Here is a 21,645-nt window from a genome sequence, read left to right on the forward strand (position 1 = left end):
CAATTGGTTAAATTCGCGACATGAAGGCCCCCAAGGACTCCACGCCCGACGCCCATGAAGCGACCGAAACGCTCGAGCCACGCTCGCGCGACGCCGATCGCTCGCAGCTCGCCATCCTCGCGTCGGCGCGCGACGAGTTCTCCGCGCGCGGGCTCGCCGGCGCGCGCATGGACAGCATCGCCGAGCGCGCCGGGCTCAACAAGCGCCTCATCTACTACTACTTCGGCAGCAAGGACGACCTGTTCCTGGCGGTGCTGGAGCGCGTGTACGCCGACATCCGCGAGGCCGAGCAGCGCCTGCACCTCGACGAGATCGACCCCGTGGAGGCCATCCGCCAGCTGGTGTCGTTCACCTGGCACTACTACCTGGAGCACCCGGAGTTCATCACGCTGCTCAACAGCGAGAACCTGCATTGCGCGTCGCACCTGAAGCGTTCCGAGCGCATCCAGGAAATGAACTCGCCGCTGGTGCAGCTGCTCGACACCGTGCTCGAACGCGGCCGCCGCGACAACCTGTTCCGCGCCGGCGTGGACCCGGTGCAGCTCTACATCTCCATCGCATCGCTGTGCTACTTCTACCTGTCGAACAACCACACGCTGTCGGCCATCTTCGGCCGTGACCTGCGGGCCCCCAAGGCGATGGCGCAACGCCTCTCGCACATGACAGACCTCGTGCTGGGCTACGTCCTGCACTGACGCACCGGGCGCGCACATCCGCGGCGCGCCCTCCGACTCTCCGGGTATTCACTAGGCAGCGGCCGTTGACGCTGCGGCGCGGCCATTTCTAAAATCCATAATTCACTCAATGGTGAATTGATCGACACAAGAAGCGGCCCGACCGCGCGGAGACATCCATGAAGTTCTTTGCAAGCGCTGCACGCACCACTGCCGTTGCCTCGCTGACCTGCATCGCCGCCCTGCTGCCGGGCATCGCCTCGGCACAGAACGGCTATCCGTCCAAGCCGATCCGCGTGATCGTGCCCTTCGCTGCAGGCAGCACCACCGACATCATTGCGCGCGCCATCACCGACAAGATGGGCGCGAGCATGGGCCAGCCGCTGGTCATCGACAACCGCGGCGGCGCCAGCGGCACCATCGGGCAGCAGGCGGTGGCCACGGCCGCGCCCGACGGCTACACGCTGATGATCCACTCGTCGTCGCACACGGTCAGCCCATCGACATTCGCCAAGCTGCCCTTCGACACGGTGCACGACTTCGCCGGCATCACGCCGATCTCGTCGCTGCCCAACGCGCTGGTGATCTCGCCGTCGAAGAACATCAAGACCCTGCCGCAGCTGCTGGCCGCCGCGCGCGCCAAGCCGGGCAGCATGAACTTCGCCTCGGCCGGACAGGGCAGCGCCACGCACCTGAACGCCGAAAAATTCAAGCTGGCCGCGAAGATCGACGCGACCAACATCCCGTTCAAGGGGTCGGGCGAAGCCGTGACCGAGGTGCTCTCCGGCCGCGTCGACTACTACTTCTCGCCCATCGCGCCGGTCATCGGCCAGATCAAGGAAGGCCAGCTGCTGGCGCTGGCCGTCGGTTCGCCCAAGCGTGCCGCCGCGCTGCCCGACGTGCCCACCACCACCGAGGCCGGCGTGCCCGGCTCCGAGTTCAACTTCTGGATCGGAATGATGGCGCCCGCCAAGACGCCGCGCGACATCGTCGAGCGGCTGCACGCCGAAGTGGCGAAGGCGCTGGCCACGCCAGAGGTGAAGGAGCGCTTCGCCAAGCTCGGCGCCGATCCGTGGACGCTCAAGCCCGCGCAGTTCGACGCCTACATCAAGGAAGAGATCGCCAGCAACGCCGACCTCGTGAAGGCCGCCGGCCTGTCGGTCCAACAGTAAGCCAGAAAGTCCCGGCACCTCCATGCTCCGCAAGCTCCTGCTCTCCCCTGCCCTGCGCCCTTTCCTGCTGATCCTGATGCTGCTGGTGCTGTGGGACCTGGCGATCCGCCTCTTCAAGATTCCCGCCTACCTGATTCCGCCGCCGTGGGAGGTGGTGAAGCAGCTCGCGGCCGATTGGCCGCACCTGCTCGCCGAAAGCTGGAAGACCACGCTCGCCACGCTCGGCGGCTTCGGCCTGACGATCCTGATCGGCATTCCGATCGCGATGGTCATCGCCTACTCGCGCGTGGTCGAGTCGTATGTGTACCCGCTGCTGGTGTTCTCGCAGAGCATTCCCAAGGTGGCCATCGCGCCGCTGTTCGTGGTGTGGTTCGGCTTCGGCATCTTCCCCAAGGTGATCAGCGCCTTCCTGCTGGGCTTCTTCCCGGTGGTGGTGTCCACGGTGATGGGCTTCAAGTCGGTGGAGCCCGACATGCTCGATCTCTCTCGCTCGATGGGCGCGAGCCGCCTGCAGACCTTCTTCAAGATCAGCCTGCCGCAGGCGCTGCCCCAGATCTTCAGCGGCCTGAAGGTGTCGGTCACGCTGGCCGTGGTGGGCGCGGTGGTCGGTGAATTCGTCGGCTCCAACTCGGGCATCGGGTACGTGCTGCAGGTGGCCAACGGCAACTTCGACCTGCCCCTGATGTTTGCCGCGCTGGTGGTCCTGTCGAGCATCGGCGTCATTCTTTTCGTCGCGGTCGACCTGGTCGAGCGCGTGATGATTCCGTGGCATGCCTCGCAGCGCCACACGCACTGAGTTACTTCGCAAAAACCGACAACTCCCGGAGACAACACCATGAAGAAACTGCTTCCCTCGCTGCTCGCCGCAGCAGCGCTCGCCACCTTTTCCATGGCGCCGGCCCATGCCCAGGGCGACAAGCCCAAGGACAAGGTCACGCTGATGCTCAACTGGTACCTGTACAGCGAGCACGCGCCCTTCTTCCTCGGCAAGGAAAAGGGCTTCTACGCCGAAGAGGGCATCGACCTCGACATCCAGGAAGGCCGCGGCTCCGCCGTCACCGCGCAGGCGGTGGCCGCCAAGTCGGCCACCTTCGGCTACATCGACGTCACCACCATGATCAAGGCCGCCGCCAAGGGCGCGCCGCTGAAGTCGACCGGCGTGCTGTTCCAGGTGAGTCCGATGTCGGTCATGGGCTTCACCGAGAAGAACATCAAGACGCCGAAGGACATCATCGGCAAGACCGTGGCCGTGACGCCCGGCGACTCAATGTCGCAGATGTGGCCGCTCTTCCTGAAGGTCAACGACATCAAGCCCGACCAGGTGAAGATCGTCTCTGGCGACGGCCAGACCAAGCTCAATGCCGTGACCAACGGCCAGGCCGACCTGCTGCTGGGCTACGTGATGGACCAGGCCATCAAGCTGCAGGACGCCACCGGCAAGCCCGTGACGCCGATCCGCTTCGCCGACTCCGGCGTGAACCAGATCAGCTCCGGGATCATCACCAACAAGAACCTGCTGACCGAGAACCCTGACCTGGTGAAGCGCTTCATGCGCGCCTCCACCAAGGCCGCGGAAGCCGCCGAGAAGAGCCCCGAGGCGGCGGTCGACGCCATGCTCAAGGCCAACGCCAAGGCCGGCGTGCGCGACACGCTCATCGTGGGCATGAAGCAGAGCATCGCCCTCTATCACACGAAGGAAACCGCCAACCAGCGCCCGTTCCGCGTGACCATGAAGAACGTCAGCGACTCGCTCGACCTGCTGGTGCAGTACGGCGGCATGGACGCTTCCACGCGCGGCAAGCCCGAAGACTACGTCACCCTCGACTTCCTGCCCTGACCCGCCCCTGCCCCTGAACCGCGCGCTTTTTCGCTGCCGCCACCTCTCACGCATTCCATGTCCCAAGTCAACCTGATCGAAGCGCGCGGCGTCTCGAAGATCTACCAAAGCAAGGACGGCCCGGTCGAGTCGCTCAAGCCGCTCGACTTCGCCATCGGGGAAGGCGAGTTCGTCTCCGTCGTCGGCCCCTCGGGCTGCGGCAAGAGCACCTTGCTGAAGATGGTGGCGGGCCTGCTGCCGATCAGCGGCGGCAGCCTCACGCTGGCCGGCAAGCCCATCAAGGGCCCGCAGAAAGACGTGGGCATCGTGTTCCAGAGCGCGGTGCTGCTGCCCTGGCGCAGCGTGGAAGACAACATCCTGCTGCAGGCCGAGATGCGCCATCTGCCCATGGACGCCGCGAAGGCCCGTGCACGCAACCTGATGGAGATGGCCGGCCTGAAGGGCTTCGAGGGCAAGTACCCGTGGCAGCTGTCGGGCGGCATGCAGCAGCGTGCATCGATCTGCCGTGCGCTGCTGCACGACCCGTCGGTGCTGCTGATGGACGAACCCTTCGGCGCGCTGGACGCCATGACGCGCGAGAAGATGAACCTGGAGCTGCAGCGCATCTGGATGGCGTCGAAGAAGACGGTGATGCTCATCACCCACAGCATTCCCGAGGCCATCTTCCTGTCGGACCGCGTGATCGTGATGAGTGAGCGGCCCGGCTCCATTGCCGCCGTGTACGACATCGACCTGCCGCGCGCCCGCACGCTCGACATGATGGCCTCGCCCGAGTTCGGGGCCTACACGAAGCTGGTGCGCGCGCATTTCTTCTCGCAGGGCATCCTGGACCACTGAAGGCGACGGCCATGGACGCGATCCGTTTTCATGTCGAGGAGATCCGCTTCGCCGAGCGCAACGTGGCGCTGCGGCTGCCGTTCCGCTTCGGCGCGGCCACGGTCACGGCCTGCCCTCAGGTCTACGTGAAGGCCCGCATCCGCTTCGCGGACGGCCGCACGGCCGAGGGCTGCGCCGCCGAGATGATGGTGCCCAAGTGGTTCGACAAGAACCCCGCGCTCACCAACGAACAGAACTTCGAGCAACTGCGCTTCGCCCTGCGCGATGCGCGCGAGGCCTACACCGCCGAGGCCGACGCCCAGACCGCGTGGACGCACTTCGCCTCCAACTACGCCGCGCTGCAGGGCCGCGCCAAGGCCAAGGGCCTGCAGCCGCTGGTGGCCAGCTACGGCCCGGCGCTGATCGACCGCGCCCTGCTCGACGCGCTGTGCCTGCACAGCGGCCTGGGCTTTGCTACCGCGATGAGCGGCAACCTCGCCGGCATCGACATCGCAGGAAGCGGCCTGGCCGACGACCTCGCGGGCTTCGACATGCCGGGCTTCCTGGCCAGGCAATCGCCGCGAACCCGCATCGCCGCGCGCCACACCGTGGGCCTGGCCGATGCTGTCGACGACAGCGACGCGCTGCCCGATGCGCCCGATGACGGCCTGCCCGCCACGCTCGCAGCCGCCGTGCGCCGCTACGGCCTCACGCATTTCAAGCTCAAGCTCTGCGGCGACACCGCGCAGGACATCGCGCGGCTCGAACGCATCGCCAACGTCATCGACGGGCACGCCCAGCTCGTGACGCTCGACGGCAACGAGCAGTACGCCGACGCGGACGGCTTCGGTGCGTTCCTCGACCGCATGCTGTCCACGCCCTCGCTGCGCACGCTGGTGCAGAAGACGGCGTTCGTCGAGCAGCCGATCCGCCGCGACGCCGCATTGCAGCGCGACGTGTCGGCACTGGGCAAGCGCATTCCGCTTCTCATCGACGAATCCGACAGCACGCTCGACGCCTTCGTGCAGGCCCGAACGCTGGGCTACACCGGCGTGTCGAGCAAGAGCTGCAAGGGCTTCTACAAGTCGATCGTCAATGCCGCGCGCTGCGCGCAGTGGAACGCGGCCGGCGACACGGCACGCCACTTCCTGTCCGGCGAAGACCTCACCATGCAGGCCGGCATCGGCGTGCAGCAGGACCTGGCGCTGGTCGCCTGGCTCGGGCTCTCGCACGTCGAGCGCAACGGCCACCACTACGTCAACGGCCTCGCGGCCTCGCCCGAGGCCGAGCAGCAGGCGCTGCTGAAGCTGCATCCCGGCCTCTACGAACCCAGCGACGGCGCAGTGCGCCTCGCCATCCGCGAAGGGCAGCTCGATCTGTCCTCGCTCGCCAACGCGCCCGGCTTTGCCACCGGCAAACCCGGCGCCGGCATCTCGTGGGACGCCATGCGTTCCGTCTACTGAAGCACCCTCTTCAATCCCTGTCTCTCTCGCATCTCAAGGAAGAAAACGATGGCCACCCAACGTCTCGGAATCATCATGCACGGCGTCACCGGCCGCATGGGCATGAACCAGCATCTGATCCGCTCGATCTGCGCGATCCGCGCGCAAGGCGGCGTCACGCTGTCGAACGGCGACAAGGTGATGCCCGACCCGATCCTCATCGGCCGCAACGCCGAGAAGATGGAAGCGCTGGCCAAGGCGCACAACATCCCGCGCTGGGGCACCGACCTCGACAAGGCCCTGGAGAACAAGGACGACACCATCTTCTTCGACGCCGGCACCACGCAGATGCGCCCCACGCTGCTGGCCAAGGCCATCCGCGCCGGCAAGCATGTGTACTGCGAGAAGCCGATTGCCACCAACCTGAACGAGGCCGTCGAAATCGCACGCCTGGCCGAAGGCTCGGGCCTCAAGCACGGCGCGGTGCAGGACAAGCTCTTCCTGCCCGGCCTGCGCAAGCTCGACATGCTGCGCCGCGCCGGCTTCTTCGGCCGCATGCTCAGCGTGCGCCTGGAGTTCGGCTACTGGGTGTTCGAAGGCGACCTGCAGCCCATCCAGCGCCCGAGCTGGAACTACCGCAAGGAAGACGGCGGCGGCATGATCCTGGACATGATGTGCCACTGGCGCTATGTGCTGGACAACCTGTTCGGCGAGGTGAAGTCGGTGTCGTGCATTGGCGCCACGCACATCCCCAAGCGCTGGGACGAAGCCGGCAAGCCGTATGAGGCCACCGCCGACGACGCCGCCTACGCCACCTGCGAACTCACCGGCCACAACGGCGAACCGGTCATCGCGCAGATCAACATGAGCTGGGTCACGCGCGTGCGCCGCGACGACCTGGTGACCTTCCACGTCGACGGCACCGACGGCTCCGCGGTGGCCGGCCTGTCGAGCTGCCGCGCCCAGTCGCGCGTGGCCACGCCGCGCCCGGTGTGGAACCCCGACGAGAAGCAGACCATGAACTTCTTCGACCAGTGGCAGGAGATTCCGGACTCGCAGGTCTACGACAACGGCTTCAAGATCCAGTGGGAGCACTTCATCCGCCACGTGGTCGAGAACGCACCCTACAAGTGGACGCTGCCCGAAGGCGCCAAGGGCGTGCAGCTGGTCGAGGCCGCGCTCGAATCGTGGCAGGACCGCCGCTGGGTCGACGTGCCGGCGCTGAAGGTCTGAGGCAGGCATGGCGCTTTCCCTCACCCTCCCCACCGCAGGCGGCGCGCTTGCGCCCTACGCGTTGCGCGGCACCGCGCCGGTCAAGCCCGGCGCGGGCGTGAAATTCAACCGCATTGCGTACTCGGCCGCGCATGTGGTGGCCGACCCGCTGGCCGCCATCGACCCGTGGCTGCAATGCGCGGTCGACTGGGACACCACCATCGCCTACCGCCGCCACCTGTTCTCGCTGGGCCTGGGCGTGGCCGAGGCCATGGACACCGCGCAGCGCGGCATGGGGCTGGACTGGCCCACGTCGCTGGAGCTGATCCGCCGCTCGCTGGATGCGGCCAAGGACGTTCCGGGCGCGCTGGTGGCTTCGGGCTGCGGCACCGACCACCTGGACATCGACAGCGTGAAGAGCGTCGACGACGTGATCCGCGGCTATGAAGAGCAGATGGCCGCCATCGAGGCCCTGGGCGGCAAGCTGATCGTGATGGCCAGCCGCGCGCTCGCCCGCGTGGCGAAGAGCCCTGCCGACTACGAGCGCGTGTACGACCGCATCCTGAGCCAGGCGGAGCAGCCCGTGGTGCTGCACTGGCTGGGCGACATGTTCGACCCCGCATTGGCCGGCTACTGGGGCACCAAGGACGTGGATGCGGCCATGGACACGGCGCTGGGCATCATCGCCGCGCACCCGGACAAGGTCGACGGCATCAAGATCTCCCTGCTCGACAAAGACAAGGAGATTGCGATGCGCCGCCGCCTGCCGGCCGGCGTGCGCATGTACACGGGCGACGACTTCAACTACGCCGAGCTAATCGCGGGCGACGGCTTCGGCAGCGAGCCCACGCACGGCAAGAGCGATGCACTGCTGGGCATCTTCGACGCCATCGCCCCCGCGGCCAGCGCGGCCCTCGGGGCGCTGGCGCAGGGCGACGAGAAGAAGTTCCACGACATCCTCGGCCCCACGGTGCCGCTGTCGCGCCACATCTTTGCGGCGCCCACGCGCTTCTACAAGACCGGGGTGGTGTTCATGGCCTGGCTCAACGGCCACCAGAAGCACTTCACCATGGTCGGCGGCCAGCAGAGCACGCGCTCGCTGCAGCACTTTGCGGAACTGTTCCGGCTGGCCGATGCGGCCAACCTGCTGGAGCAGCCCGAGCTGGCTGTGCAGCGCATGAAGACGCTGCTGGCCCTGCACGGCGTGGAAGGTTGAAGCAGCCCATGCGCGATTTCTCGCAAGACCACGACTGGCTGTCGATCAACACCGCCACGGTTCGCAAGCAACTGGGCGCCGAGGTGCCGCTGGACCGCATCATCGACCAGTGCGCCGAGCGCGGCATCCGCGCGATCAGCCCGTGGCGCGACCAGGTGGCGGCTGTCGGTCTCGACAAGGTGGCGAAGCAGCTGAAGGCGCACGGCATCGGCCTCTCGGGCTACTGCCGCGGCGGCTTCTTCCCCGCGCCGGATGCAGCGGGCCTGAAGGCCGCGCTGGAAGACAACCGCCGCGCCATCGACGAAGCGAAGACGCTCGATGCGCCCTGCCTGGTGCTGGTGGTCGGCGCGCTGCCTGGTGCGCTCGATGGCAAGGCGGCCTACAAGGACATCGGCCGCGCGCGCGGCGAAGTGCGCGACGGCATCGCCGCATCGCTCGAGTACGCCCGCGAGGTCGGCATGCCGCTGGCCATCGAGCCCCTGCACCCGATGCAGGCGGCCGACCGTGCGTGCATCAACACGCTGGAGCATGCGCTCGACCTGTGCGACGAGCTCGACGCGGGCAAGAGCGGCATGCTGGGCGTGGCGCTGGACATCTATCACGTGTGGTGGGACCCGAAGCTGCAGCAGCAGATCGCCCGCGCGGGCCCCGAGCGGCTGCTGGCGTATCACGTCTGCGACTGGCTCACGCCCACGCGCGATCTGCTGAGCGATCGCGGGATGATGGGTGACGGGGTGGTCGAGCTGAAGAAGATCCGGGGGTGGGTGGAGGACGCGGGGTTCTCTGGCTTCAGCGAAGTGGAGATTTTTTCGAATCTCGACTGGTGGCAGCGGGCTGGGGCTGAGACTCTGGAAGTCTGTATCGAGCGGCACAAGCGGGCTGTCTAGCGCTGCTCTGTGTTCGCCGTGTTCGGGGCGCGTGCACAGGCCATCGGGTACTCCCCTCCGCGAATGTCCCCCGGGGCTGCGCCCCTCCTCCTTTATTTCGCTGCGGGGAGCACCCGATGCCCTGTACACGAGGACACGTTGCTGGTGCTCGGCCGATCAACAAGTGCTCAGAACGACGCAGAAGTACACATCCACGTCGGTTGCTACGGAGAACTTGCGATGAGCAGTCATCTCGCGCCCCCGGTTCCAGGCCAGTCTTCATCAGCCCGGCGGGCAATCTCCTGATCTGACGGGTCAATGCTGCAACTTCCGCTGCGTGGCTGCCTCACGTCGACGGACGATTTCGAGCCCGGAATTGGCTTTCCTTGGGCTTCCGGCTTCAAAGCGGCCTCCAATGTGACCGCTCTCACTGGTCAGTTCGACGTGGAAGGCCCGCGACTCAGGTTGCTGTCGCGATCCAGGAAACCATCTACGACTGGTCCCCATAGGTCGGTCAAGGAAAGGATGTGATGGCCGTCTTGCCCAGGACGTGTATCGAGTGCATGAAACTGCCCCTGACCGCCAGCAAGCAAGAAGGCGTTAAAGCTCTTTTGACTATGAGCAACGCTATAGAAGGGGTCGTTTTCCGCGTATAGCCATACGCTGGGACCGGAGAACTTCGCGCCTCTTCGGGCAATAGCAGTATTGATCATCTCGGATGCAGGCCCATTTTCAGCAACCCAGCCACCCACAAAATTTAGGACGGCGCCGAAGAGATCGGGTCGAGACGCGGCAGATGCCAGTGCAAGGAAGCCTCCACGAGAATGGCCGCCGATCATCAAGTGTTCACGGTTCACGTCAGGCCTCGCAAGCAGGTGCTCCACAACGCACGCCACGTCTACCAGCGCATGCTCGAAGCCTGGAAGAGCATATTGGGGATCGTCAGAGTACTGCGACCGATCTGGTTCGAAGCCCTCGTCGTAAATTCCCCCTGACTTTCCGCGCCCGCGCCGTTGGGGGAACACGACCATCCAGCCGCGGTCGTTGAAGTGCTTCGCCAATGCTGGACTGGTCACCGTGCTGGTAAACACAGACGGATCATTCCCGATACCCGTCGAACCATGATTGAACACAAGCGTCGGGAAAGGACCCGGCCCATCCGGTTTGAACGTCACCATCTCAAGCGTGATCTGCTCACCATGCTCGAACATGCCGGTGGGCACGCGTTCGATGATGCGCCGTCCTCCAGCACTCAGCTGTGATAGGACACCAGCGATCCAGCGGCCGTCCGGCTCTCGCCACAAAAGCTCAACAACACTCGGGTTTCTCATTCGAAGCTGGAGGGTTGCGCCACTTTTCAGCTGACCGCGAAGTTCGTTTCCGTGAATTTGCGCGAGCAGACGTTCGTTAAAAGGATCATGGCTCACAGATGCTCGCGCACAAACGATCGTGGCGGCGCGCCGGGAAAGCCGTTCGACTATCAGCTTGACGTCGCAGCGCCGGCCCTGATCGGCCCATCCTGACCACTCCCCGGACCAAGCTGAAATTGATGCCGGCAGATCGGCAGACGGCTTCTCGACCGCGATGTCTGCCGGAAGAGCAGCGGCGCCTGTGCTCTCCGATGCGTCTGGCTCCAGGGCGCTCATGAATCCGGGCCAGATTGTGGTGATCTCTTGGTCTGCGGTCATCGGCTATCGAGCGACACCTTCAAACGTTGGGTAGTGGACGACGGGGAGCGTACACCACGAGTGCTCGACTGACAGCAACCCGTTCCCCAGGCGGGCCGCGAAATCCGCGGCCCGCAGACCAGCCGCTAACCGCCAGCCCCAAGCGCTCCACGTCGCGCCATCTCGTTCACCTGAAACAACTCTCCAGCCTTGCGAGCAAGATCGGCCGCAAGCCAAAGCAGGTTGTCCAGTCGTCGAGGCCCATCGCCGCTGCACCAGTCGATGTCTTCCCCGTGGCAGACCCACAGGAGCGCTTCGAGTTGAGAGAGTGTGTTTTCGAGAAGATCCGCCGGGTCTTGGGCGGTTTCTGCGGAAGCTACCGGCGTGCGAGGCCGGGCTATAGTCTTGCTAGCCATTTTTGTGCGTTCCTTCCAAGGTGTGTGCACGAACCTGGTCAGACGGCCGGGGTGCTTCTAACACCCCGGCCGTCGCCTTTTGATACCTCGCATCTGCATCGCTGCTTTCGCACCGACGACCTGCCGCGAGGCAAGCAGCCTTCAAACATCTGGGCAGTGGTGGGGTGTCGCGCCTTCCTTCTCCCCTTGGTGGGGTGCTGAGTGACAGGGGCATTGACTCTAGAGAAGAACTGGGCAAAGCAGCCGTTTCATGCGACACGTAGTCCCGCAGAGCGCCAACAAATGCAGCTTCCACGACGGCGCTTCACGATCACGTCGATGGGGTGCCTTGCGCAGCGAAATAAAGGAGGAGGCCGAAGGCCGGGGGACATTCGCGGAGCAAGGTACCCCATCGACGTGATCGCGCCCTGAACAACAGCGCAGCAAAGCGCAAAGCCGCGACCTGTGCTGCAATCCGCGAATGCCCGCCCCGACCCTGGACGACCTGCGCCGCTACGCCGTCGCGCGCACCCTCTTCAAGCCGACCACGCTGCCGGCAGCGATCCGCCAACTCGGCTTCGTGCAGGCCGACCCGATCCGCGCACCTGCGCGCGCACAAGACCTCACCCTGCGCCACCGCGTAAAAGACTACCGCGCGGGCGATCTGGAAAGCCGCTACACACGGCTCGCCATCGAAGAAGACTGCCTCGTCAACTACGGCTTCCTGCCGCGCGAACACCTGGCGCTGATGCATCCGCGCGAAGCCAAGCGCGTGTGGGACGCCGACACACAGCGCAAGGCTGCAGACGTGCTGGCCTATGTGCAGGAACACGGCCCTGTGCATCCACGACAAGTCGAACAGCACTTCGCGCATGGCCGCATCACGAACTACTGGGGCGGCTCGAGCAACGCCACCACGCACCTGCTCGACGACATGCACTACCGCGGCATGCTGCGCGTGGTGCGGCGCGACAGCGGGACGCGCGTCTACGAAGCCGTGACGCACCAGCCCGCCGACGACAGCCCAGCCGGCCGCGCACAACGCGCCGCCGCGCTCATCGAACTGGTGGTGCGCAAATACGCGCCGCTGCCGGCCGCGAGCCTCACCTACCTCGTGCGCCTGCTCGGCTACGGCGCGCCGCATCTCTCGGCGCAGACGCAGGCAGCGCTGCGCATCGCACGCGAAGAACTCGCGAGCTGCCGCATCGACGGCACGACCTGGTACTGGCCCGCCGACGAGAACCCGGCCTCGCGCCGCCACGCGCCCGACGATGCGGTGCGCCTGCTCGCGCCCTTCGACCCTGTCGTGTGGGACCGCCGCCGTTTCGAGCTGCTCTGGGGCTGGACCTACAAGTTCGAGGCCTACACACCCGCGCCCCAGCGCCAGTTCGGCTACTACGCGCTGCCGATGCTGTGGCACGACCGGGTGATCGGCTGGGGCAACTTCGGCAGCTCGGCCGAGGGACGGATGAACCCGGTGTTCGGCTATGCCGGCAGGAAGCCGCGCGACGCGGCATTCCGCGCGGCGCTCGACGACGAACTGCAGCGAATGGCGCTGTTTCTCGCGGGACGATGACGCCTTTCTTCCTATAATCGCCAGCCTCAGCCAGCTGCCCGCAACGGGCGCCAGCCGTCTTCGAAGGAACGAAGACCGCAGCTTCGACAGCTGCCCGCGACGACGCAACAAGAACCCATAAAACCCACCGGCCGCCAGCCCGAAGCCAGCCGCCGGTTTGCGCTCGTCCGAACCGCATCGACCGGATCAGAGACGAGAAGCCATGGCGCGCCCGCATTCGTCGCGCGCCGCAGCCACTCCCCCCAAACGCAGGACACAGGAGAAGCTGCACATGACATCGAAGAAGCATCGGCGCCCCGCTTGGCGCCATTCCCATACCCGCCGCGTCACGCTCGCGGCAACCGCCCTGGCGCTGGGCGCCGCCGTGCCGGCCTACGCCGAGGAGAAGGACGACGCCGCCGAAACCCGCAAGGCGCTGCCCACGGTCACCGTGACGGGCGATGCCGGCGAGACCGCGACCGGCCCGGTCACCGGCTTCGTCGCCAGGCGCGGCGGCAGCGCCACCAAGACCGACACCCCGCTGATCGAGACGCCGCAGGCCATCTCGGTGGTCACGCGCGACCAGATGGAGGCCCAAGGCGCGCTCACGCTGCGCGAAACCACCAACTACACGGCCGGCGTGGTGTCGAGCTACTTCGACAGCCGCGTCGATTCGTTCAAGGTGCGCGGCGGCGACGCGACGCAGTACCTCGACGGGCTGCTGCGCACCTATGGCACCTACAACTCCAGCAAGCTCGACCCCTACATGCTGGAACGCGTGGAGCTGCTGCGGGGCCCGTCGTCGGTGCTCTACGGCCAAGGCGCCGTCGGCGGCGTGTTGAACATGGTGTCGAAGCGGCCGCAGGCCGAGACCCAGCGCGAAGTGCAATTGCAGCTGGGCAGCAACGCCCGCAAGCAGGTCGCGGCGGACTTCACCGGACCGATCGACCCCGAAGGCAAGTGGCTCTACCGGCTGGTGGCGGTGAACCGCGACAGCGGCACGCAGGTCGACCATGTGCCGGACGACCGCATCCTGGTCGCGCCCTCGCTCACCTGGCGCCCGAACGCGGACACCTCGCTCACCCTGCAGGCGCTCTACCAGAAGGACAAGAGCGGCTCGCTGATCGGCTTCTTCCCTTGGCAGGGCACGCTGCTGCCCTCGCTCTACGGGCAGATTCCCACCTCGACCTTCCTGGGCGAGCCGGGCTTCGACCGCTACGACACCCGCACCACGTCGCTGGGCTACCTGTTCAGCCATCGCCTGAACGACACCTGGACATTCCGCCAGAACCTGCGCTCGACCGAGAGCAAGGTGGTCTACAACACCTCGTACACCAGCTTCACCGCCAACCGGCTCACCGGCCGCCCGGCGCGGCCGGTGTTCAACGCCGACCAGCGCACGCTGGAACGCGACCTGAGCAGCGAGATCAACGGCGGCAAGATGCTGCTGATCGACAACCAGGCCGAGGCCCGCTTCAAGACCGGCGGCTTCGAGCACACGGTGCTGCTGGGCGCCGACTTCCAGCGCAACACCACCTCCAAGCTGTCGGGCCGCGGGCGCGCCGGCGCCATCGATGTCTACGCGCCGGTGTACGGCAACTACACGCCGCCCACCAGGTACACGCGCTCGCCCGAGGTGGTGCAGAAGCAGGCCGGCATCTACGTGCAGGACCAGGTCAAGTACGGCCGCTGGATCGGCGTGCTGGGGCTGCGCCACGACAAGGCCACCACCGACACCCAGGGCCGGCCTGCGGAGGGCATCGACGCCAAGGCCACAACCAAGCGCGCCGGCCTCGTGTATCTGGCCGACGGCGGCTGGGCGCCTTACCTGAGCTACGCCGAATCGTTCTTTCCGCTGGCCGGCGCAGACGTCAACAACACGCCCTTCAAGCCCCAGCGCGGCAAGCAATGGGAAGCCGGCGTGAAGTGGGAGCCCGAAGGCCAGCGCAGCTCGTTCATGGCGGCGGTGTACGACCTGCGCGACACCAACCGCAAGACCACCGACCCGACCAACCCGCTCAACAGCGTGCAGCTCGGCGAAGTGCACGTGAAGGGGCTGGAGCTCGAATACAAGCGCAGCATCGCGCGCGACTGGGACTGGATCGCCACCTACGCCTACACCGACGCGCGCGTTTCGCGCAGCAACGCCGCCGACCTGGGCAAGCGCATTTCGGGCGTGCCCACGCACGCGGCTTCGGCATGGGTGACGCACCGCTTCTCCATCGGCGGCGTGCCCGGCTTCTCGGCCGGCGGGGGCGTGCGCTACGTCGGCAAGTCGTGGGACGGCATGGACGCCAACCCGGTGCCGGCGGTCACGCTGCTGGACGCGATGTTCGCCTGGGACAACGGCCCGCTGCGCCTGTCGCTCAACGTGGCCAACCTGACCGACAAGGTGCAGCTCACCACGTGCCTGGCGCGCGGCGACTGCTTCTACGGCCAGCGCCGTACAGTGACTGCATCGGCCACGTACCGCTTCTGACGAAAATCCCCGCGCAGCCGAAGGTCTGGCGCGCGGGTGACAAGCCCGGCCGCGGCGCGCTCCTAGAATCGCGCCGTCGTCCGGCCAGCCGGACGACAAGCGTTCTCAGGGCGGGGTGCAATTCCCCACCGGCGGTAATGGCGGCTTTTTCTCGAAAGGGATGCCGCACAAGCCCGCGAGCGCCTGGCGCCCTCAACGGGTTCCAGGGTCAGCAGATTTCGGTGCGATTCCGAAGCCGACGGTCACAGTCCGGATGAAAGAGAGCGCGAAATGCGGGTCGACCCGCGTGCCCTGCCATGCAGGCGCGCGGGTGGCCCCGTGGTTTCGTGCGCCCTGATTCAGGAAACCTGCTTTCAAGAGGCACACCATGAGTCAGATCAACGACCTTCCCCTCTCCGCCATCACCGCGTCGGGTTCGCCGCGCGGCACGCGCATCGCATTCGTCGAGGCGCAGTGGCATTCCGACATCGTCCACCAGGCGCGCGACGCCTTCCTCGAAGAAATGGCGCGGCTCGGCGTGGCGCGCGAGCTCATCGACATCTTCGACGTGCCGGGCGCCTTCGAGATCCCGCTGCATGCCAAGCGGCTGGCCAACTCGGGCAAGTACGCGGCCATCGTCGGCTGTGCGCTGGTGGTGGACGGCGGCATCTACCGCCACGAGTTCGTCGCGAACACGGTGGTCAGCACGCTGATGTCGCTGCAGCTGGAGACCGACGTGCCGATCTTCTCGGCCGTGCTCACGCCGCACCACTTCCATGAGCACGTGGAGCACCGCAAGTATTTCCATCGCCACTTCGCCGTCAAAGGGACTGAAGTGGCCGAGGCCTGCGTCAGGACGCTCGAAGCGCTCAAGCAGGTGGATGCGCTGCTGGCCGCGTGACAACGGCCGCGAGGCTGAAGTAATCTGGGCGGATGAGCTCTTCATCACCCGCCTCGAACGACCGCTACACACTCTACGGAGCGCCCGGCTCCGGTGCCACGCCGATCCATGCGGCGCTGACGCTGATCGGCGCGCAGGTCGACACCGTCGACATCGCCGCATGGGAGGGCGAAGCTGAGCGCGAACGCGTCTCGGGCGTCAACCCGATGCGCCAAGTGCCCGCGCTGGTGCTGCCTTCTGGCGAGGTGATGACCGAGAGCGCGGCCATCCTGATCTGGCTCGGCGACCGCTACCCGGAAGCCGGCCTCTGCCCCGCGCCCGACAGCCCGCTGCGCGCGCGCTACCTGCGCTGGATGGTCTACCTGCCGGCCGCCATCTATTCGCTGTTCTGGGTGCGCGACGATCCCTCGCGGCTCGTGCCCGACCCCGCCGGCCAGCCCGCGATGCTCGATCGATCGGCCGAGCGCATCGCGCATTGCTGGCACCTGATGGACACGCAGATCGACGAGCCCGCGCCCTACCTGCTCGGCGACAGGCTCGGCATGCTCGACCTGTACGTGACCGTGATGTCGCGCTGGACGCCGCGGCGCGCGCGCTTCTACCGCGAGGCGCCGCGCATGGCGCCGGTGGTGAAGCGCGTGGACGCCGATCCGCGCCTGGCCGGTTTCTGGGCCGAGAGATTTCCGTTCACGCCCGGCTGGGAAACCACGGGAGCGTAGCGCCCTGCTCTTTTCATAATCGACGCCATGACCGCTCGCACCCCCACCACCGACTATCCGATGACGATCTACCACAAGCCCAACTGCAGCACGTCGCGCAACGTGCTGCAGCTGATCCGCGAAAGCGGCGTGGAGCCCGAGATCGTTCTCTACCTGGAAACCCCGCCGGGCAAGAAGAAGCTGCGCGAGCTGGCCAAGGCCATGGGCCTGGGCGCGCGCGACCTGCTGCGTACCAAGGAAGCGCCCTACGAAGAGCTCGGATTGGCCGACGAGAAACTGAGCGACGACCAGCTATTCGACGCCATCGTGGCGCACCCCATCCTGCTGCAGCGGCCCATCGTGGTGTCGCCGCGCGGCACGTTGATGTGCCGGCCATGGCAGCGCGTGGAAGAGATCCTGCCCGCGAAGAAAGGCTAGGCGGGCACTTCCTGCCCGAGGCCCCACGCCACGTGCTCGCGCACGAGCTCGCTGGGGTGCTCCGCGCGCGTGGCGAGCGCTTCCTTTGCGCCGTCTTCGCCCGCGCGCACCGCATTGCCCAGCGCCACCGCAATGTTGCGCAACCAGCGCTCATGGCCGATGCGGCGGATCGGGCTGCCTTCGGTGCGGCGCAGGAAGTCGGCCTCGGTCCATGCGAAAAGCTCCGCCAGCGAGCGCCCGGTGAGCCCTTCGCGCGCGTCGAAATCGGGCAGCTCGCTCTTCTTCGCGAACTTGTTCCAGGGGCAGATCAGCTGGCAGTCGTCGCAGCCGTAGATGCGGTTGCCCATCATCGGGCGCAGCTCCAGCGGAATGGCGCCGCCGTGCTCGATGGTGAGGTAGGAAATGCAGCGCCGCGCGTCGAGCCTCCGGGGCGCCACGATGGCCTGCGTCGGGCACACGTCGATGCATGCGCTGCAACTGCCGCAATGCGCGGTCACGGGCTCGCTAGGCGGCAGCGCCATGTCGACGTAGATCTCGCCCAGGAAGAACATCGAGCCCGCGTCGCGGTCGAGCACCAGCGTGTGCTTGCCGCGCCAGCCCTGCCCGCTGCGCGAGGCCAGCTCCGCCTCGAGCACCGGGGCCGAGTCGGTGAAGGCGCGGTGGCCGAATGGCCCGACCTCTTCGGCGATGCGTTCCGCCAACTTCGCGAGCCGGTTGCGCAGCACCTTGTGATAGTCCCTGCCCCGCGCATAGACCGACACGATGGCTTCGCCGGGCCGCGTGAGGCGGTCGAACTCGACGGCCTGCCACTCGGGGGCGGTGTCGCGCGGCAGGTAGTTCATGCGCGCGGTGATCACGCTCACCGTGCCCGGCACCAGTTCGGCCGGACGGGCGCGGCGGGCGCCGTGTGTTGCCATGTATTGCATCTCGCCATGGAACCCATGGGCCAGCCACTGCATCAGACCGTCCTCGGCGCTCGATAAATCGACGCCCGCGATTCCGATTTGGGAGAATCCGAGTTCCCGGGCCAAAGCCTGAATACGAACAACGAGTGGATGGCTGACGATCACTTGCCGATTGTAGAAACGCAAACGAGCACCCGCACCCTGCGCTGGCGCAGCGAAGACGACACCGCCGCTTTCGCGCAGGCGCTCGCCGCATCGCCCGCGTTGCGCGACGCCTTCATCGCGCTGCATGGCGACCTCGGTGCCGGCAAGACGACTTTCGTTCGGCACCTGCTGCGCGCGCTCGGCATCGCGGGGCGCATCAAGAGCCCCACCTACGCGGTGGTCGAGCCGCACGATGCGCCCGACGGCCTGCAGATCTTCCATTTCGACTTCTATCGCTTCGCCGACCCGCGCGAATGGGACGACGCCGGCTTCCGCGACATCTTCGCGGGGCCGGGCCTCAAGCTGGCCGAATGGCCCGACAACGCCGCGGGCCGCACACCAATTGCCGACCTCGCTATTAAAATAGAAGCAATGACTGACGACACACGCAGCGTGACCCTCCTCGCGAACACCCCTCGCGGCAGCGATCTGCTGGCGCGCATCGCCGCATGAAGGCGGTCGGCCTGAAACGGCGCGTGCTTCTGCAGGGCGGCAGCATCGCGCTGATGCTCGGGGTGCACCAGATCGCGCGCGGCGCGACCATCCTCGCGGTGCGCGTATGGCCCGCCGCCGACTACACCCGCGTGACCATCGAGTCCGACGCGCGCCTCAATTCGCAACAGCTCGTGGTGGGCAGCCCGCCGCGGCTCGCGGTCGACATCGAGGGCATCGACCTCAACCCCGAACTGCGCGAGCTGGTCGGCAAGATCAAGCCGGGCGACCCGTACATCAACGGCCTGCGTGTCGGGCAGAACGCGCCGAAGGTGGTGCGCATCGTGTTCGACCTGAAGCAGGCCGTGGTGCCGCAGGTGTTCTCGCTCGCGCCAGTGGCCGCGTACAAGCACCGGCTTGTGCTCGACCTGTACCCCGAGCAGGCCGTCGACCCGATGGAAGCGCTGATCGCGGAGCGCCTGCGCGACGCGCCCCGCACGCCGCAGGGCGGCAACCCGCCCGTGGCCGGCATCGTGCCCTCGAACCCCACCGCGCCGGCGGGCGACCCGCTCGGCGACCTGATGGCGCAGCAGGCCATGCGCCCCGGCCCGCAGACGCCGCCGCCAGCCGTGGTGGCGGGCAACGATCGCCCGCAGGCACCGGTGATCTCCGCGCCGCCGCCACCTGTGGTGGGCACCGCGCCCGTCAGGCCGTTGGCGCCACCCGCATCGCCACCGCCGGTGGCCGCGCCCCGCGGCGGCACCGCCACGGCGAGCCGCACCGACCGCATCATCATCGTGGCGCTCGATCCCGGCCACGGCGGCGAAGACCCCGGCGCCATCGGCCCCAGCGGGACGCGCGAAAAAGACATCGTGCTGCAGGTTGCGCACCGCCTGCGCGAACGCATCAACGCGGGCAGCGTGAACGGCAGCCCGATGCGCGCGTTTCTCACGCGCGACGCCGACTTCTTCGTGCCGCTGGGCGTGCGTGTGCAGAAGGCCCGGCGCGTGCAGGCCGACCTGTTCGTGAGCATCCATGCCGACGCCTTCACCACGCCCGCCGCGCGCGGTGCCAGCGTGTTCGCGCTCAGCCAGAGCGGCGCCTCGAGCAGCGCCGCGCGCTGGATGGCCAACAAGGAAAACGAAGCAGACAAGGTCGGCGGCGTCAACGTGGGCGGCCATGAGGCGCAGGTGCAGCGCGCCCTGCTCGACATGAGCACGACCGCGCAGATCAACGACAGCCTCAAGCTCGGCGGCGCCATGCTCGGCGAGATCAAGAACATCGGCGCGCGGCTGCACAAGGGGCAGGTCGAGCAGGCCGGCTTCGCGGTGCTGAAGGCGCCCGACATTCCCAGCGTGCTGGTCGAAACCGCCTTCATCAGCAACCCGGAAGAAGAAGCGAACCTGCGCCGCGTCGACTATCAGGAAAGCCTAGCCGATGCTCTGATGCGCGGCATCCAGCGCTACTTTGCACAGAACCCGCCGCTTGCGCGCAGCCGCCAGCTCTGAGCCGCCGGCGGGGCTTTTGTAAAGCCAAAGCATGCCCTGCTGTCCCACGCGGGGCGGCCCGTGACAGCGCACAGGGAGGCGCGGCAGACTCCTACACCGTGCCAAAGCGCAACCTGGACATGATGGCTCCATCACTCCTTGAAAGGTGCACATCATGAAGACACGACTCTGGATCGCAGCGGCTGCAGCCACTTCCGTCATGGCTATCGCGGGTTGCGCAAGCGGCCCCAACCAGAACCTCGGAACTGGTGTGGGTGCGGTAGGCGGTGCGCTGGTGGGCAATGCCATCGGCGGCAACACGGCAGCCACCGTCGGCGGTGCAGCCATCGGCGGCATCATCGGCAACCAGGTGGGCCGCAATGCCGACGAACGCAACTACTACAACCAGCAGCGCTACCCGAGCGGCAGCGGCTACTACCCCGGCAACGGCCCGAACTACTGATCCGGTTCAGGCCCAGGGATGAAAAAAAGCGCGCCCTCGTGGCGCGCTTTTCTGTTTCTGCTCGGGTGAATCGATCGCGGATCAGGCCGCGGGCAACTGCGCTGCGCGCGCCTTCTCGGCCTTTGAAGCGCGCCATGCGCCGAAGATGGCGAGCAGGCCCGGAATGAAGATCAACGCCCAGATGATCTTGTCGAGATGCTGCCGCACGAACGGCAGGTTGCCGAAGAAGTAGCCGGCGGTCGCGATGCCCAGCACCCAGATCAGCGCGCCGGCGACGTTGTATGCCGTGAACTTGCCGCGGTTCATTTCCGCCACGCCGGCAACGAAGGGCGCGAAGGTGCGAATGAAGGGCATGAAGCGCGCGAGCACGATGGTGATGCCGCCGTAGCGCTCGTAGAAGCCATGGGCCTGGTCGAAGGCCTTGCGATTGAAGAATCGCGAACTCTCCCACTGGAACACCTTCGGTCCGAAGTAGCGGCCGATCGAATAGTTGCACTGGTCGCCCAGGATGGCCGCCGCAATCAGGATGCCGCACGCCAGCGGATAGCTCATGAGTCCCGCGCCGCACAGCGCGCCGACGATGAACAGCAGCGAGTCGCCGGGCAGGAACGGCATCACCACCGCACCGGTCTCCACGAACACGATCAGGAAGAGCAGCGCATAGACCCACGGACCGTAGGCGATGACGAATTGCTCGAGGTGCTTGTCGACATGCAGGATGAAGTCGACGAGAAAGCTGATGATTTCCATGGGCGCGGATTATCCTTGCTCAACCCGAACACCCCCTGAATCACCCCAACATCGGGC

20 protein-coding genes and 1 riboswitch are annotated in these 21,645 nt (G+C 66.7%); of the genes, 17 read left to right on the forward strand and 3 right to left on the reverse strand.

The features are described 5' to 3' along the window. Positions 1-20: 20 nt before the first annotated feature. The 9 genes from QRN67_RS14675 (at position 21) to QRN67_RS14715 (ending at position 9,256) form a co-directional block, all read left to right on the forward strand. The gene (locus QRN67_RS14675; protein WP_081266633.1) at positions 21-695 is read left to right on the forward strand and encodes a TetR/AcrR family transcriptional regulator; all 675 of its coding nucleotides are present in this window, start codon (positions 21-23) and stop codon (positions 693-695) included. A 158-nt stretch (positions 696-853) separates the two neighbouring features. Continuing rightward, on the forward strand, positions 854-1,846 hold the full coding sequence (locus QRN67_RS14680) for a tripartite tricarboxylate transporter substrate binding protein (protein WP_285412340.1): 993 nt from the start codon (positions 854-856) through the stop codon (positions 1,844-1,846). A gap of 22 nt (positions 1,847-1,868) precedes the next feature. Then, positions 1,869-2,642 (forward strand): ABC transporter permease, encoded by a 774-nt coding sequence (locus QRN67_RS14685; protein WP_081266631.1) that lies wholly within the window; start codon positions 1,869-1,871, stop codon positions 2,640-2,642. Positions 2,643-2,681: 39 nt separating this feature from the next. Beyond that, positions 2,682-3,683, forward strand: coding sequence for an ABC transporter substrate-binding protein (locus QRN67_RS14690; RefSeq protein WP_285412342.1), 1,002 nt, complete (start codon positions 2,682-2,684; stop codon positions 3,681-3,683). A gap of 57 nt (positions 3,684-3,740) precedes the next feature. Then, positions 3,741-4,520, forward strand: coding sequence for an ABC transporter ATP-binding protein (locus tag QRN67_RS14695; protein ID WP_106934948.1), 780 nt, complete (start codon positions 3,741-3,743; stop codon positions 4,518-4,520). Positions 4,521-4,531: 11 nt separating this feature from the next. Further along, positions 4,532-5,962, forward strand: coding sequence for an enolase C-terminal domain-like protein (locus QRN67_RS14700; protein WP_285412344.1), 1,431 nt, complete (start codon positions 4,532-4,534; stop codon positions 5,960-5,962). 48 nt (positions 5,963-6,010) lie between these two features. Continuing rightward, positions 6,011-7,174, forward strand: coding sequence for a Gfo/Idh/MocA family protein (locus tag QRN67_RS14705; protein ID WP_081266627.1), 1,164 nt, complete (start codon positions 6,011-6,013; stop codon positions 7,172-7,174). Positions 7,175-7,181: 7 nt separating this feature from the next. Next, positions 7,182-8,369 (forward strand): dihydrodipicolinate synthase family protein, encoded by a 1,188-nt coding sequence (locus QRN67_RS14710; RefSeq protein ID WP_285412346.1) that lies wholly within the window; start codon positions 7,182-7,184, stop codon positions 8,367-8,369. Positions 8,370-8,377: 8 nt separating this feature from the next. Beyond that, positions 8,378-9,256 carry a sugar phosphate isomerase/epimerase family protein gene (locus tag QRN67_RS14715; RefSeq protein ID WP_285412347.1) on the forward strand — a complete coding sequence of 293 codons (879 nt, stop codon included), beginning with the start codon at positions 8,378-8,380 and terminating at the stop codon, positions 9,254-9,256. Positions 9,257-9,669: 413 nt separating this feature from the next. Here the strand turns inward: QRN67_RS14715 and QRN67_RS14725 are convergent, their stop codons facing one another. Continuing rightward, entirely contained in the window at positions 9,670-10,923 is a 1,254-nt protein-coding gene (locus QRN67_RS14725) for an alpha/beta hydrolase family protein (RefSeq protein ID WP_106934951.1), read from the reverse strand. Positions 10,924-11,778: 855 nt separating this feature from the next. On the opposite strand from QRN67_RS14725, the gene QRN67_RS14730 reads away from it, so the two are divergent. The 5 genes from QRN67_RS14730 (at position 11,779) to arsC (ending at position 17,347) form a co-directional block, all read left to right on the forward strand. Further along, positions 11,779-12,873 (forward strand): DNA glycosylase AlkZ-like family protein, encoded by a 1,095-nt coding sequence (locus QRN67_RS14730; RefSeq protein WP_285412348.1) that lies wholly within the window; start codon positions 11,779-11,781, stop codon positions 12,871-12,873. A 271-nt stretch (positions 12,874-13,144) separates the two neighbouring features. Beyond that, positions 13,145-15,331: a TonB-dependent siderophore receptor gene (locus QRN67_RS14735; protein ID WP_285412350.1), complete on the forward strand. Its 2,187-nt coding sequence runs from the start codon at positions 13,145-13,147 to the stop codon at positions 15,329-15,331. A gap of 97 nt (positions 15,332-15,428) precedes the next feature. Beyond that, a riboswitch (FMN riboswitch) is annotated at positions 15,429-15,600 on the forward strand. A 98-nt stretch (positions 15,601-15,698) separates the two neighbouring features. After that, on the forward strand, positions 15,699-16,211 hold the full coding sequence (locus QRN67_RS14740; protein ID WP_081266623.1) for a 6,7-dimethyl-8-ribityllumazine synthase: 513 nt from the start codon (positions 15,699-15,701) through the stop codon (positions 16,209-16,211). Between the two features lie 32 nt (positions 16,212-16,243). Continuing rightward, on the forward strand, positions 16,244-16,930 hold the full coding sequence (locus tag QRN67_RS14745) for a glutathione S-transferase family protein (RefSeq protein WP_285412352.1): 687 nt from the start codon (positions 16,244-16,246) through the stop codon (positions 16,928-16,930). A 27-nt stretch (positions 16,931-16,957) separates the two neighbouring features. Further along, positions 16,958-17,347 (forward strand): arsenate reductase (glutaredoxin), encoded by a 390-nt coding sequence (arsC, locus tag QRN67_RS14750; RefSeq protein ID WP_285412355.1) that lies wholly within the window; start codon positions 16,958-16,960, stop codon positions 17,345-17,347. On the opposite strand, the gene queG is transcribed toward arsC, so the two are convergent. Further along, entirely contained in the window at positions 17,344-18,417 is a 1,074-nt protein-coding gene (gene queG, locus QRN67_RS14755) for a tRNA epoxyqueuosine(34) reductase QueG (RefSeq protein WP_285412356.1), read from the reverse strand. The two genes, arsC and queG, sit on opposite strands and share 4 nt — an antisense overlap. Here queG and tsaE point away from each other — a divergent pair. The 3 genes from tsaE (at position 18,403) to QRN67_RS14770 (ending at position 20,838) form a co-directional block, all read left to right on the forward strand. Further along, entirely contained in the window at positions 18,403-18,909 is a 507-nt protein-coding gene (tsaE, locus tag QRN67_RS14760) for a tRNA (adenosine(37)-N6)-threonylcarbamoyltransferase complex ATPase subunit type 1 TsaE (RefSeq protein WP_081266619.1), read from the forward strand. The two genes, queG and tsaE, sit on opposite strands and share 15 nt — an antisense overlap. Then, positions 18,906-20,396 (forward strand): N-acetylmuramoyl-L-alanine amidase, encoded by a 1,491-nt coding sequence (locus QRN67_RS14765; RefSeq protein ID WP_285412357.1) that lies wholly within the window; start codon positions 18,906-18,908, stop codon positions 20,394-20,396. Before tsaE ends, QRN67_RS14765 begins: the two co-directional genes overlap by 4 nt. 154 nt (positions 20,397-20,550) lie before the next feature. Then, on the forward strand, positions 20,551-20,838 hold the full coding sequence (locus QRN67_RS14770; protein WP_081266617.1) for a YMGG-like glycine zipper-containing protein: 288 nt from the start codon (positions 20,551-20,553) through the stop codon (positions 20,836-20,838). Between the two features lie 81 nt (positions 20,839-20,919). Here the strand turns inward: QRN67_RS14770 and QRN67_RS14775 are convergent, their stop codons facing one another. Beyond that, complete coding sequence (locus QRN67_RS14775) at positions 20,920-21,588, reverse strand: DedA family protein (protein WP_081266616.1); 669 nt, start codon at positions 21,586-21,588, stop codon at positions 20,920-20,922. Positions 21,589-21,645: the final 57 nt, after the last annotated feature.

The organism is Variovorax sp. efr-133-TYG-130 (genome assembly GCF_030208835.1).
Classification (GTDB): domain Bacteria; phylum Pseudomonadota; class Gammaproteobacteria; order Burkholderiales; family Burkholderiaceae_C; genus Variovorax.

Bases quoted from the DNA above. Each gene is read 5' to 3' on its own strand.
- tsaE (WP_081266619.1), top strand. From the start codon at position 18,403: ATGGCTGACGATCACTTGCCGATTGTAGAAACGCAAACGAGCACCCGC.
- QRN67_RS14675 (WP_081266633.1), top strand. From the start codon at position 21: ATGAAGGCCCCCAAGGACTCCACGCCCGACGCCCATGAAGCGACCGAA.
- QRN67_RS14700 (WP_285412344.1), top strand. From the start codon at position 4,532: ATGGACGCGATCCGTTTTCATGTCGAGGAGATCCGCTTCGCCGAGCGC.
- QRN67_RS14690 (WP_285412342.1), top strand. From the start codon at position 2,682: ATGAAGAAACTGCTTCCCTCGCTGCTCGCCGCAGCAGCGCTCGCCACC.
- QRN67_RS14745 (WP_285412352.1), top strand. From the start codon at position 16,244: ATGAGCTCTTCATCACCCGCCTCGAACGACCGCTACACACTCTACGGA.
- QRN67_RS14715 (WP_285412347.1), top strand. From the start codon at position 8,378: ATGCGCGATTTCTCGCAAGACCACGACTGGCTGTCGATCAACACCGCC.
- QRN67_RS14735 (WP_285412350.1), top strand. From the start codon at position 13,145: ATGACATCGAAGAAGCATCGGCGCCCCGCTTGGCGCCATTCCCATACC.
- QRN67_RS14710 (WP_285412346.1), top strand. From the start codon at position 7,182: ATGGCGCTTTCCCTCACCCTCCCCACCGCAGGCGGCGCGCTTGCGCCC.
- QRN67_RS14685 (WP_081266631.1), top strand. From the start codon at position 1,869: ATGCTCCGCAAGCTCCTGCTCTCCCCTGCCCTGCGCCCTTTCCTGCTG.
- QRN67_RS14740 (WP_081266623.1), top strand. From the start codon at position 15,699: ATGAGTCAGATCAACGACCTTCCCCTCTCCGCCATCACCGCGTCGGGT.
- QRN67_RS14770 (WP_081266617.1), top strand. From the start codon at position 20,551: ATGAAGACACGACTCTGGATCGCAGCGGCTGCAGCCACTTCCGTCATG.
- QRN67_RS14725 (WP_106934951.1), bottom strand. From the start codon at position 10,923: ATGACCGCAGACCAAGAGATCACCACAATCTGGCCCGGATTCATGAGC.
- QRN67_RS14775 (WP_081266616.1), bottom strand. From the start codon at position 21,588: ATGGAAATCATCAGCTTTCTCGTCGACTTCATCCTGCATGTCGACAAG.
- QRN67_RS14765 (WP_285412357.1), top strand. From the start codon at position 18,906: ATGAAGGCGGTCGGCCTGAAACGGCGCGTGCTTCTGCAGGGCGGCAGC.
- QRN67_RS14730 (WP_285412348.1), top strand. From the start codon at position 11,779: ATGCCCGCCCCGACCCTGGACGACCTGCGCCGCTACGCCGTCGCGCGC.
- QRN67_RS14695 (WP_106934948.1), top strand. From the start codon at position 3,741: ATGTCCCAAGTCAACCTGATCGAAGCGCGCGGCGTCTCGAAGATCTAC.
- arsC (WP_285412355.1), top strand. From the start codon at position 16,958: ATGACCGCTCGCACCCCCACCACCGACTATCCGATGACGATCTACCAC.
- QRN67_RS14705 (WP_081266627.1), top strand. From the start codon at position 6,011: ATGGCCACCCAACGTCTCGGAATCATCATGCACGGCGTCACCGGCCGC.
- QRN67_RS14680 (WP_285412340.1), top strand. From the start codon at position 854: ATGAAGTTCTTTGCAAGCGCTGCACGCACCACTGCCGTTGCCTCGCTG.